General features: G+C 59.3%; 12 protein-coding genes. All 12 read right to left on the bottom strand.

What is annotated here, in order from left to right:
- Positions 1 to 2 precede the first annotated feature (2 nt).
- Complete coding sequence (locus ACSV9I_RS05080) at positions 3 to 1,352, bottom strand: MotB family protein (protein WP_438327740.1); 1,350 nt, start codon at positions 1,350 to 1,352, stop codon at positions 3 to 5.
- Positions 1,349 to 1,996, bottom strand: coding sequence for a GTPase (locus ACSV9I_RS05075; protein ID WP_438327739.1), 648 nt, complete (start codon positions 1,994 to 1,996; stop codon positions 1,349 to 1,351). Before ACSV9I_RS05075 ends, ACSV9I_RS05080 begins: the two co-directional genes overlap by 4 nt.
- Before the next feature lie 258 nt (positions 1,997 to 2,254).
- Positions 2,255 to 3,220, bottom strand: a complete 966-nt coding sequence (locus ACSV9I_RS05070; RefSeq protein WP_438327738.1) for a flagellin — start codon at positions 3,218 to 3,220, stop codon at positions 2,255 to 2,257.
- Between the two features lie 306 nt (positions 3,221 to 3,526).
- On the bottom strand, positions 3,527 to 4,525 hold the full coding sequence (locus ACSV9I_RS05065) for a flagellin (protein ID WP_438327736.1): 999 nt from the start codon (positions 4,523 to 4,525) through the stop codon (positions 3,527 to 3,529).
- A gap of 239 nt (positions 4,526 to 4,764) precedes the next feature.
- The gene (locus tag ACSV9I_RS05060; protein ID WP_438327735.1) at positions 4,765 to 5,775 is read right to left on the bottom strand and encodes a flagellin; all 1,011 of its coding nucleotides are present in this window, start codon (positions 5,773 to 5,775) and stop codon (positions 4,765 to 4,767) included.
- Positions 5,776 to 6,178: 403 nt separating this feature from the next.
- Positions 6,179 to 7,105, bottom strand: a complete 927-nt coding sequence (locus ACSV9I_RS05055; protein ID WP_054159672.1) for a flagellin — start codon at positions 7,103 to 7,105, stop codon at positions 6,179 to 6,181.
- Positions 7,106 to 7,343: 238 nt separating this feature from the next.
- Entirely contained in the window at positions 7,344 to 8,081 is a 738-nt protein-coding gene (gene fliP / locus ACSV9I_RS05050) for a flagellar type III secretion system pore protein FliP (protein WP_054159673.1), read from the bottom strand.
- Positions 8,078 to 8,608, bottom strand: coding sequence for a flagellar basal body-associated FliL family protein (locus ACSV9I_RS05045; protein WP_054159674.1), 531 nt, complete (start codon positions 8,606 to 8,608; stop codon positions 8,078 to 8,080). Before ACSV9I_RS05045 ends, fliP begins: the two co-directional genes overlap by 4 nt.
- A 24-nt stretch (positions 8,609 to 8,632) precedes the next feature.
- The gene (gene flgH / locus ACSV9I_RS05040; RefSeq protein WP_054159675.1) at positions 8,633 to 9,352 is read right to left on the bottom strand and encodes a flagellar basal body L-ring protein FlgH; all 720 of its coding nucleotides are present in this window, start codon (positions 9,350 to 9,352) and stop codon (positions 8,633 to 8,635) included.
- Positions 9,349 to 9,885 carry a MotE family protein gene (locus tag ACSV9I_RS05035; protein WP_438327733.1) on the bottom strand — a complete coding sequence of 179 codons (537 nt, stop codon included), beginning with the start codon at positions 9,883 to 9,885 and terminating at the stop codon, positions 9,349 to 9,351. Before ACSV9I_RS05035 ends, flgH begins: the two co-directional genes overlap by 4 nt.
- On the bottom strand, positions 9,882 to 11,003 hold the full coding sequence (locus ACSV9I_RS05030; RefSeq protein ID WP_438327732.1) for a flagellar basal body P-ring protein FlgI: 1,122 nt from the start codon (positions 11,001 to 11,003) through the stop codon (positions 9,882 to 9,884). Before ACSV9I_RS05030 ends, ACSV9I_RS05035 begins: the two co-directional genes overlap by 4 nt.
- Positions 11,000 to 11,476, bottom strand: coding sequence for a flagellar basal body P-ring formation chaperone FlgA (flgA, locus tag ACSV9I_RS05025; protein ID WP_054159678.1), 477 nt, complete (start codon positions 11,474 to 11,476; stop codon positions 11,000 to 11,002). Before flgA ends, ACSV9I_RS05030 begins: the two co-directional genes overlap by 4 nt.
- Positions 11,477 to 11,485: the final 9 nt, after the last annotated feature.

Here is an 11,485-nt window from a genome sequence, read left to right as displayed (position 1 = left end):
GATCAGCCCTGCTCTGCCTGGACGAGGATTTCGATGCGACGGTTGGCATCGGCCAGCGGGTCGTCCGGCACCTGCAGACGACGATCGGCAAAGCCGGAGACCTGCTCGACCCGATTTTCAGACAGGCCGCCACGGACCAGCATGTAATAAGCCGAATGGGCACGCGCCATCGACAGGCGCCAGTTGTCATTTTCCGTGCCACGGAACTGACGTCCGTCCGTATGGCCACGGATGATGATCTGGCCGTCGCGTTCCTGCAACAGCTTGCCGATCGCCTCCATCGCGACAACGAGGTCGCGACGAGGAACGGCGGAGCCGACATTGAACATGGGATCTTCGCTTTGGTCGCTGATGGTGACCAGCACGCCGCCCTCGGCCGGTGTGACCACGAGGCCTTCCGGCAGCTTCCCGGCAGCGCCGCCAATGGCCTCAACGATCTTTGCGCGCAAGGCTTCCGCATCCGCCGTCTGGGCTTCAAGCTTCTGCTCGGCCGTCTGGGCGGGGTCCTGCTGCGCCTTGTCTCCAGCCTTGGCATCGTCGGCTGTTTTCGCTGGATCAGCCTTGGCTGGATCCTGCTTGGCCTCGGGCGCGACATCCGGCCTTTCTTCGGTCGGCGTCACCATTTCCGTCGGCGTCTGCCCATCGAGGATCGGCTTTTGACCGGGAATGACGAGGGCAACTTCGGGCTGGCCTTCGGGCGCCGTGACATCTGTAGTCGGCTGTGTCTGCTGGTCAGAGGGCGTGGCAGCATCGGTCGGCTCGCCCTTAGGGCCAACGGCTGTCTGAACCTGCTGTGTCCAGAAATCGGGATCGAAAGGGTCGCGATAGGCTTCGCCGCCCTGTGCGCCGGTTGACGGGCCAGAATCGGCGGCGCCCCCCTCACCCTTGGCGCTGACATTGGCCTGCTGGCCGACTTCCTGAGCAATTTCAGCCAGAACGGAGTATGGATTTTCGAAGAAATCCGCCTCGGAATAGTTGGAGTTCTCGCCCGACGACGCCGTCAGATCTTCGCCGGTGGCCGCAGCGGAACCAACCTTGTCCTGATTTTCATCAACCTGGGAGCGCTCCTGCTTCTGCTCACCTTCCGCCTGATCAACGGGCTTCTTCAGCCCTTTTTCGGTCGGCTTTTCGTCGGCCAGCTTGATCGGGTTGAAGTAGCTTGCGACGGAGGCCTTGGTTTCCTCATTGGCCGCGTTGACGAGCCACATCACGAGGAAGAAGGCCATCATCGCTGTCATGAAGTCGGCAAAGGCGATCTTCCATGCGCCGCCATGGGCGCCGTCGTGATCGCCCTTGTGGCGCTTGACGATGATGATCTCGTTCTTGCCGTGGTGATGATTTTCGTCGCTCATTCCATAACCTTCTTCAGGCTGGCCGCAAATGCCGAGATACGCGTGACAAGGGCGGCGTCGCCGAATTCAGCCGAAAGGTCGAGATCGTCGCCCTCGACGTGGCGCAGCAGGGCTGCATGTTCCGGCATTGCTGCCAGCAATTGGTCAAACAGGCCGCGCGGACCCTTGACGCGAATGGTGCCCGCCTCCCCGGCGAGGATTGCGGCCTCCAACTGGCGGCCAAGTTCTTCGACTGCCTTGGCCGCGACGGCCTCGCTGAACAGCGGGACCAGCGCGCGTGCGACCTGCTCGCTGATGGCGAGCGACATCTGCCGGATCAGGTGCGGCAACTGCTCACCCAGTGTCGTGGAAAACTCCTCGCGCAGGCGCCGGTCATGTTCGGCCAGCGTTTGCGCATTGCCGATTTCGAGTGCCTGCCGATCCACTTCGAAAGCCTGTGTTGCCTCGATCCGTCCCGCCTCGTGACCTTCCGCATAAGCCTCCCGTCTGATGGCTTCGACATCCACCGGCTCGGGTTCGGGCAGTGCGGGAAAGTCGAGATCCATACCCTCATCGATCGACAGGTCGAACACCGACGGCACCGGCGCAGGGGGCTCCGGTGGGGCAGAGAAATCCTTGAGATAGCGTGTCAACGGCATGTTCATCGGCAATCGCCTCCATCGGCGACATGCATCGGCTGGAACAGCCTGGCCGATGCGTCGGGTAAATCAGACATCATGGCTTCCCGAAGGTCTTCACTCATCCTGCAGCCTCGATCTTACTTTCGGGTAAGCGACAGCAGCGCGGCGACTGTGCCATATTCATCCAGGAAGCTAGGGGTTCAAACTTGCGCGAGGGTGAAGGGAACCTCCGGCTGCGGCCATGAAAAGGACCGGCGAACGGGCGTCGCCGGTGCGCTTTCATTACTGCTGGAACAGCGTCAGGAGCTTTTCGGCACTGGTATTGGCAATCGAGAGCGCCTGGATGCCGAGCTGCTGCTGGGTCTGGAGCGCCTTGAGGCGAGTCGACTCTTCGTTCATGTCCGCATCGACGAGACGGCCGATACCTTTGGAAATCACATCCATGAGGTTGGAGACGAAGTTATCCTGCATTTCGATACGGCTGGTGATCGCGCCCAGGGTCGCGGCCGAATCGGTCAACTGCTGAATGAGATCGTCGACGACGCTGATCATGTCGGCCAGGTCTTCGCTGCTTGTCGTCTCATCAATGGCAATCTCGGCTGCGCCTGCTGGTGCCGAGCCCATGTCGAGCAGGAAGTACTCGCGTGGGACACCTGTCGCGGGGTCGATGAGAAGGTCGGCGTCAATCGCCTTGGTCAGGAAGCCACGGCTGGAATCCTGGATGTCGATCAGCACCGAGTCGGCCGTATCGAAATCGAGCGTCGTCACCTGAACGCTGCCGTCTGCGCCGCGGACGAAGGAGGAGACCACCTGCTTCATGCCAAGGACGCCGGCATCGCTGTTGTAGAGCCAGTTTTCGCCGGAGAAGGACGCAGACTGGGCCGAGGAGACGAGCTGGTTCTTCAGCTGTGTCATTTCCTCGTTGATCTTGTTCTTGTCGACGCCAGGTTCGCTGGCCGCGACCAGCTTGGACTTGATCGTCGACATGACTTCGACAACGTTATCCAGGGCCGTGTAAGCGGTATCAACAGTCGCCGCACCAAGACCCAGTGCGTCCGCCACGGTGGAGAGGGCAGCATTGTCCGAACGCATCGTGGTCGCAATAGACCAGTAACCGGCATTGTCCGACGCGGTTTCGACCCGGTAGCCGGAGGAGACCCGTCTCTGGGTCGTCTCAAGGTTGGTGTCGATCGAACGAAGCGTCTGGAGCGCAGCCATCGCGGCTGCGTTGGTCATAATGCTGGTCATGCGTGATGCCCTTGAGAATTGTTTTGCGCATCCGGAAGCAAGCCGGTCGCGACGGGCGGGCATCATGCAGACCAGCTCTCATCCGAGCGGTCCCCGTCGCATGTTAACAAATCATTAACAGCGCCAGTTAACAAAGGGTTATGGATGATGGCAAGCGCTACGGCCGGGGAAATTTCCCATCGGCGGCAGCGCAGAAAGCCTCACGCAAGGCTCAAAAAGAAATCCGCGCCCCAAGAGGGGCGCGGATCTTGCCGAAAACACTGACGCGGTCAGGGCGGGACGAAGTCATCCCTAGCCGGATGCCGCTTACTGACGGAAGAGCGTCAGGATGCTTTCGGAAGCGGAGTTGGCGATCGAGAGCGACTGGATGGCCAGCTGCTGCTGGGTCTGCAACGCCTTGAGGCGAGTCGATTCTTCGTTCATGTCGGCATCGACCAGACGGCCGATACCGGAGTCGATGGAGTCTGTGAGGGCAGCGACGAAGCTTTCCTGCATCTCGATCCGCATGGAGATCGAACCGAGCGCCGCGCCGGCGCTGGTCATGGACTGCAGGCCGTATTCAACCAGGGCCAGGGCTTCCTGCATGCCAGCATTGGTCAGGGTGGTGATATCGAGTGTGTCGATGGAGACACCGAGGATTTCGACTGGGTTGACACCGGCGGTCCCGTCATTGTCCCAGTCGACTTCGGCATCGAAGGTTTCGGCGACACTGCCGATGATGCCGGAGTTGGGATCGATCAAGCCGGTGGCGTCGCCGCCGAACAGGACGGTCATGCCGTCAGCGGTGGTCGCATCAAGCACATATTCTGTGGTTGCGACCGAAACATTGCCGTTCGAGTCACGGATGAAGCCCGAGACGACCGTTACGTTTTCGGGGCCTGTCACGGTGTTCTCACCGCCGGCTGCCCAGTTTTCACCGGAGAAGCTTGCCGATTCGGAGATCGAGCGAAGCTGCTCCTGCAGCTGGTCAATTTCTTCCTGGATCTTGGACTTGTCGACGCCTTCTTCCGTGGCGGCAACAACCTTTGCCTTGATTTCCTTAACGACTTCAATGGCGCTTTCCATAGCGGCATAGGCCGTATCGATCTTGGCGGCGCCGAGGCCCAGTGCATCCTGCACCGAGGAGAGCGCCATATTGTCTGAGCGCATAGTGGTCGCAATCGACCAGTAGGCGGCGTTGTCGGAAGCATCGCCGACACGGAGGCCTGAGGACACGCGCGCCTGGGTGTCCTGCATGCTCGAGTCGATCGTGCGGAGAGTCTGGAGTGCAGCCATCGCTGCGTTGTTGGTCAAGATGCTGGTCACGGTCGTGTCCCTTGAATGGCTAGTTTTCGGGGGGACATCCCGGTCTTTCCGGGGACGATGATGTGTGGCGTAATGCCTTTAACCAGTTCTTCGTCTTGGTTAATTCATCGTTACATGACCCCATGTAACGCGCTCATGGTTAATGATGAGTTAACTGCCGACAGCAAAAGTTTACGAATTGAAAACAACAAAAAAGCCGCCCCGAAGGGCGGCTTCCAAAGATCGTATTTTGGCGCGTCTTAACGGAAGAGCGACAGGATGACTTCGGTCGAAGAGTTGGCGATCGACAGGGACTGGACAGCCAGCTGCTGCTGGGTCTGCAGTGCCTTGAGGCGCGTGGATTCTTCGTTCATGTCGGCATCAACGAGACGGCCAACGCCCGAGTCGAGCGAGTCAGACAGCTTGTTGACGAAATCTTCCTGCAGTTCGATGCGGGTGGAGATCGAACCGAGTTCAGCGCCGGCGCTGGTCATGGCAGCGAGTGCTGCATCAACGAGCGTCAGGGCTTCCGCCATGTCGGTGTTGGTATAGTTGGTGATGTCCAGCGTGTAGACAGATTCGCCAGAAACGGCACCAGCAGCAGCCTGCACACCAGCGGTGGACTGGTCGAAGTCGACGAGTGCCCAGTCTGTTGCAACGCTACCGAGGATACCGGTTGCCTCATCGATGACGCCCGTGGCATCGCCACCGAACAGCAAGGTCATCTGCGGGTCACCAGCAGCAGCCTGCGCTGTTGCGTTCAGGTTATAGGACGTGGTCTTGACCGAGACGTTATTGTTGGCGTCACGGACGAAGCCGGAGACGACGGTAACGTCTACGGCTGTCGTATCCGTTCCAACGCCACCAGCGATCCAGTTTTCACCGCTGAACGATGCCGATTCGGCAATCGCCATCAGCTGCTCCTGCAGCTGCGAGATTTCTTCCTGGACCTTTGCCTTGTCGACGCCTTCTTCGGTGGCGGTGACCAGCTTGGCCTTGATTTCCTTCACGACTTCGATCGCGGATTCCATACCGGCGTAGGCGGTATCAACCTTCGAGGCGCCGAGACCGAGGGCATCCGAAACGGCAGAGAGCGCCATGTTGTCGGAGCGCATCGTGGTCGCGATCGACCAGTAAGCGGCGTTATCAGAAGCTTCACCAACCCGCATGCCGGACGATACGCGGCCCTGGGTTTCTTCCATGCCGCTGCTGATCGTGCGCAGGGTCTGGAGTGCCGACATTGCGGCCATATTCGTAAGAATGCTCGTCATGGTTGTATTGCCCCTTGAATGGCTGAATAGGAAGGGACATTCCGGTCTCTCCGGGAGCGGCGCACAGCATCATGCCTGCTAACTGGCTGAATTTATTAGTTAGCTCGCTACTCTGATGAGACCTAGATAACGGTATCAAGGTTAATGAAGCGCTAAACGAAAATGAAACTTGGGAGAATTTGCGAGAAAATTTGCAACTCTCGCGCGCATGCGCGCGTAGCAGATTATGTTTAACAAAACGGAAAGGCCGCATCCTTTCGGATGCGGCCTTGTTCGTAGCCCCCTGCCCGGATTCAGCCACCGGACGTTCGGGCTTTTCCCGATCCCGCCTCTGGTCAGCCACCAAGGCATACTGGGATGGGTTATTCGAAACCGACTGTTATCAGTCGGAATGCGCTTCCGATTAACGGAAGAGCGACAGGATGTTCTGCGAGTCGTTGTTTGCGATCGACAGAGCCTGGATTGCCAGCTGCTGCTGGGTCTGCAGGGCCTTGAGGCGGGTCGACTCTTCGTTCATGTCGGCGTCGACGAGACGGCCTACGCCCTTCTCGATGGCGTCAGACAGCTTGGACGAGAAGTCCGACTGCAGTTCGATACGAGCAGAGAGCGAACCGAGCTGAGCGCCGGCGCTGGTCATCTTTTCCAGTGCAAGGTCAACCGAAGCCAGAGCCACGTCGAGGTCGTCGTTTTCCACGTCCAGGTCGGTGATCTTGATCGAAGCAACGGCAGCAGCAGCACCGGCGACGGTAACCTGATCCGTGCTGGTCAGGATCGATTCCTGCGTGTCATCAACTTCGCCCTGGGCGTCGAGACGATACAGCAGGTTGTCCTGGCTCTGTACGTAAGATGTCGTCTTGACACCAACGTTGCCCGAAGCGTCACGGACGAAGCCGGAGACAACGGTCTTGGTTTCAGGCGTTTCAATCGCGAGGAAGTTTTCGCCGTTGAAGGACGAGCTCTTGGCGATCGACTCCAGCTGTTCCTTCAGCTGAACGATTTCTTCCTGAACCTTGGCCTTGTCGACGCCCTGTTCCTGAGCTGCGACTACCTTGGCCTTGATCTCCTGCATGACGTCGATTGCCGATTCCATACCGGCATAACCGGTATCGACCTTGGCAGCGCCAACGCCGAGCGCGTCGGTGACAGCGGACAGAGCAAGGTTGTCGGATTTCATCGTGGTCGAGATCGACCAGTAGGCAGCGTTGTCCGAAGCCTTGGAAACCTTCAGGCCGGTCGAAATGGCGCTCTGCGTGGATTCCATGCTCGAGGAGATCGAGCGGAGAGTAGAAAGCGCAGACATAGCGCTGGAGTTGGTCAGAATGCTGGCCATAGGTCTTGTCCCTTTGAACTAAATACTGATTGGGGACATACCGGACTTCAAGATTTACCGGTCAGCGACGGTTCGGCTTCATGCCATTTGGTATTTTCTATTTGGTACCAGACCCGTCGTGTGAGGACCAAATTCGCAGCCAATTCTTGCCAACCCCTTAATCTCGCAGGGGCGTGCCGGGATTCAAAAACCTATGGTAAACAAGGGCGTAATGGTTAACGCACTATCGTCCCAATCGTTAAACAAACGATCGGACGAGGCTCCCGACCAGGAGGTTCCAGCCGTCAATCAAGACAAAGAACAAGATCTTGAATGGCAGTGAAATTGAGGTCGGTGGAAGCATCATCATACCCATGGCCATGGTAATTGTAGCCACCACCATATCGATGACCAGAAAGGGCAGAATGATCAGGAAGCCGATCTCGAAACCGCGACGGATTTCCGAGAGCATGAAGGCCGGAACGAGAACGCGGTAGTCGACCTTGCCATCCACGACCGTCGTCTGGCCGCGCTCGTTGGCGAGGTCGACGAAGAGGCGCAAGTCCTTGTCCCGGGTGTTTGCCGTCATGAAGGTGCGGAAGGGCTCGGCTATGCGCGCCACTGCTTCCGCTTCGGTAATCTGATTGTTCAAGAGCGGTTGCACGCCATCGCGCCACGACGTGTCCATGGTCGGCGCCATGACGTAAAAGGTCATGAAGAGCGCCATGCTGGTCAGGATCATGTTGGATGGGGTGGTGGCCAGTCCCATCCCTGAGCGCAGGATGGCAAAAGCAATCAGAAAGCGCGGAAAACTTGTGACCATGATCAGGATGCCAGGCGCTACAGAGAGCACCGTAAGCAATCCGAAAGTACGAATGATCCAAGCCGCCACCGATCCATCGATCGGGGTGTTGAAAATATCCGTCGGGAACTGCTGCGCGTGAGCCAGTTCCGGCGCCATCATCATGACGGCGACGAGGAGTAGGATTCGAATCATTCGATCACAAACGTTCTGAACATCACTTTCGATACGCGCCCTTCCGAACGAAGGTCAACACGCTCTTCTATGTCATCCTTGAGATATTGAAATCCGCGCGGCCCCTCGATCTGCTGGAGAGACACAGTGCGCAGATAACTGAGAATATCCTGGTGGACGTCCTCGGCGACTTTGACGTCCGGCGGGCCGTTGAAAAGGATCGCAACCTCAAGCCGGACCCAGTTTTCCGAAGGGTAAGCGAGATTCGTGGTGATCGGCTCCAGCGCAACCACCCCATTCGCTTCCGTCGAGATTGGAGGAATGCCTTCCTCCTCCTTCTTTCCAGCCTCGCCGCCTTCCGCAGCAGCCTTGGCCTCTTCCGCCGCCTTGGCTGCTTCCGCGGCCTGTTCGACACGCGGCGCCAGCATGCCGCCAATGACCCAACCACCGCCGGCGCCGACCACGGTCAACAGAATGAGCGGCACGAGAAGTCCCATCAATCCGGACTTCTTCTTGCCTGTGGCTTCCTGGTTTTCGTCCAAGCTCATGACGTCCCTGCCCTTCCGTTCGGATCAGAAGGGCGAGTAGATGTCGACGACCTGCTGGCCGATCGGCGGCTGCTGCACTTCCGTCAGGCGACCACGGCCGCCATAGGAGATGCGGGCTTCTGCGATCTTCTCATAGGAGATCGTGTTGTCGGCATCGACATCCTGCGGACGCACGATACCAGCCACATTCAGGATACGCAGTTCGTGGTTGACGCGCACCTCCTGCGATCCGCTGATCAAGAGATTGCCGTTCTCGAGAACGCCGGTCACGACTGCCGCCACGAGCAGCGTAAGCTTTTCGGAGCGTTCGGTCGAACCCTTGCCCGATGAACTGGTGTTGGAGTCCGTCGACAGATTGCCCGTGGTCCCGGTATCTGTCGAGAAGCCGAGGAAATTCGAAATTTCCGCACCCCAGGTCAGGCCGGTCGAATTGTCGCGACTGCGGTCCGTCTCATTGCTGAAGTTGGCTTTGTCATTGATCTGAATGTCGATCGTCAGGATATCGCCAACATTGAGGGCGCGGGCATCCTTGAACAAGGCCGACTGGCTGTCGCTCCAGAGCGAGTAGCCGCTGGCCGTTTGCGCGGCCTGCTTCGGGTACATGGCCATCTGTGGCGTCTGGCTGTAACGCAGGCCGGAGCCGATCGGGCTCATCGACGGCGCGTTGCCGATCTCCTTGACGGTCTGGCTCTGGCAACCTGCCAGAAGGAGAATGGCCATGAGAGCCGGGATGCGCTTCGTCATGATGGGTCCTTCGATGTATTGCGATCGGAAGCACTCGACATGATCGAGGCAACCTTGGCCGCCTTTTCGGGGCTCATTTCCGTGAGAATCAGGCTCGACTGGCGCGGCGGGAGCTTCATGATGATCGCAGCAGCCAGAATGACATCCGTCTGCTCCAGCTGCGGCGCGGCTGCGTCCGGTGCCATCTTCTTGTAGATCTCAAGAAGCTGCCCCTCGGCCTGCTTCATGAAATCGTTGCGGCGGGTCAGCCAGTCTTCGTATTCGGCGCGACGCTTCTCCAGAACCGCGATGCGGCCATCGACATCCGCCTGGAGCTTGTCCAGTTCCTGTTTTTGCAAGAGGTAACGCTGGTCGCGTGCCGCATCGGCAATGCCGGTGCAGAATTGCTGAATTTCAGCTTCGGAGGCGCTTTCGAGTGGTGCTTGCTGGCCAACCGCCGTGCCGGCAAAGGCCGGAAGTGTGGCAATCAGGCCAACAATTGCCAGATTGCGCAACGCGGTGGACGAGGTCACGATATCAAGCCTCTTGATCATTGCAGGACGAGCTCCGCTTGCATGGCGCCGGCGGACTTGATGCCCTGAAGGATCGCGATGATGCCATCCGGCTTCACGCCGATGCTGTTCAGGCCGCTGACAAGGGTTCTCAGGTCAGGACCGTCGACGATGGCGATCTTGTCGCCTTCCTTCTGCACGAAGATATCCGTCTGCGGCTGTACCGCCGTTTCGCCGCGCGAAAAGGGTTCGGGCTGAACAACCTGGGGCGATTCCGTGACCTGGACGGTCAGCGTTCCGTAGCTGACGGCAACCCTGGACACCCGGACATCGGCGCCGATGACGATCGTACCGGTGCGTTCGTTGATCACCACGCGGGCGGGCGAATCCGTTGCCACGACCAGATTTTCCACATCGGCCATAAGCCGGGCAAGATCCGCCGTGCGCGGCTTCTGGACCACGATTTCCTGGCTGTCGCGGGCTTCGGCAATCGGGCCACCGTAATTGGCTGCGGCATAGGCATTGATCGTGTCAGCAATCCTGAGCGAGGTGGTGAAGTCCGGATTGCGCAGCTGCAGGACGAGGTTGACCGCATCCTTGAACCGGGAGGGAAGCTCGCGCTCGACGATCGCGCCATTTGGCACGCGGCCCGATGTCGTGATCCCTTCCTGGACGCTTGCAGCATCACCCTGGGCGTTGAAGCCGGAGACGACCACGGAGCCCTGGGCGACGGCGTAGATCTGGCCGTCAGCGCCGGTCAGCGAGGTCATGACGAGCGTGCCGCCACGCAGAGAACTTGAATCGCCGAGCGAGCTGACTGTCACGTCGATACGACTGCCGGGGCTGGCAAAGGGCGGCAGGTTCGCGGTGACCATGACGGCCGCCACGTTCTTGGCATTCGACTGACCGCCTTGCGTGGAAATGCCAAGGTTTTGCAGCATGGCGCGCATCGACTGGTCGGTGAAAGGTGAGGACCGCAGGCTGTCGCCGGTTCCCTGCAGGCCGACAACGAGACCATAGCCGATCAGCTGGTTATCGCGACCGGATTGCAGCGATGCGATGTCCTTGATCCGCGAATTGGCGGCGATGGCGGGCTCGAGAGGCGCGATCACCAGAGAGAGCGCGCAGACTGCAAGACGCAAGAGAGCAAGCGGTTTCATTTCGCCATCACCTGTATGGAACCATCGGCCATGACCGTGCCGGTTACGACGGAGCCGGAATCGATGTTTCGGACCTTGATCAGATCGCCGACCATCGCGTCTGTGAGGGGTGTGCCGGAGGCGCTGATCAACATGTTGCCGATCGTGAAGGTCAAACGCACACTGGCGCCGCGCTTGATGGCGTAGGCTTCGCGCAGACCTGCAACCGGGATGGTGCGTCCCGGCAGAAGGGTCCGCTTGGCGACGCGGCCGACCACTTCATCCTTGCTGCGGGCATAACCGCCAGCCAGGTTGGGATTGGTCACCGAGACGATATCGACCTGTTCGGCGGCAATGGTTTCGCCCGGATAGATCACCTGCTTCGGGATCACGGCGGTATCGGCCGCCGCAGCCGCGACGGCACCCATTGCCAGGAATGCGGCGGCGAATTTCACCGCACGCAGCCCGTTGCGGAATGATCGGCGAAACCTCATGTTTGCCTC

Source organism: Rhizobium sp. G187 (assembly GCF_051549525.1).
Taxonomy (GTDB): domain Bacteria; phylum Pseudomonadota; class Alphaproteobacteria; order Rhizobiales; family Rhizobiaceae; genus Allorhizobium.
The sequence above is the reverse complement of the archived record's forward strand: the minus strand, read 5'-3'. Positions and strand labels throughout refer to the sequence as shown.

Bases quoted from the DNA above. Each gene is read 5' to 3' on its own strand.
- ACSV9I_RS05080 (WP_438327740.1), bottom strand. From the start codon at position 1,352: ATGAGCGACGAAAATCATCACCACGGCAAGAACGAGATCATCATCGTC.
- ACSV9I_RS05075 (WP_438327739.1), bottom strand. From the start codon at position 1,996: ATGAACATGCCGTTGACACGCTATCTCAAGGATTTCTCTGCCCCACCG.
- ACSV9I_RS05070 (WP_438327738.1), bottom strand. From the start codon at position 3,220: ATGACCAGCATTATGACCAACGCAGCCGCGATGGCTGCGCTCCAGACG.
- ACSV9I_RS05060 (WP_438327735.1), bottom strand. From the start codon at position 5,775: ATGACGAGCATTCTTACGAATATGGCCGCAATGTCGGCACTCCAGACC.
- ACSV9I_RS05055 (WP_054159672.1), bottom strand. From the start codon at position 7,105: ATGGCCAGCATTCTGACCAACTCCAGCGCTATGTCTGCGCTTTCTACT.
- fliP (WP_054159673.1), bottom strand. From the start codon at position 8,081: ATGATTCGAATCCTACTCCTCGTCGCCGTCATGATGATGGCGCCGGAA.
- ACSV9I_RS05045 (WP_054159674.1), bottom strand. From the start codon at position 8,608: ATGAGCTTGGACGAAAACCAGGAAGCCACAGGCAAGAAGAAGTCCGGA.
- flgH (WP_054159675.1), bottom strand. From the start codon at position 9,352: ATGACGAAGCGCATCCCGGCTCTCATGGCCATTCTCCTTCTGGCAGGT.
- ACSV9I_RS05035 (WP_438327733.1), bottom strand. From the start codon at position 9,885: ATGATCAAGAGGCTTGATATCGTGACCTCGTCCACCGCGTTGCGCAAT.
- ACSV9I_RS05030 (WP_438327732.1), bottom strand. From the start codon at position 11,003: ATGAAACCGCTTGCTCTCTTGCGTCTTGCAGTCTGCGCGCTCTCTCTG.
- flgA (WP_054159678.1), bottom strand. From the start codon at position 11,476: ATGAGGTTTCGCCGATCATTCCGCAACGGGCTGCGTGCGGTGAAATTC.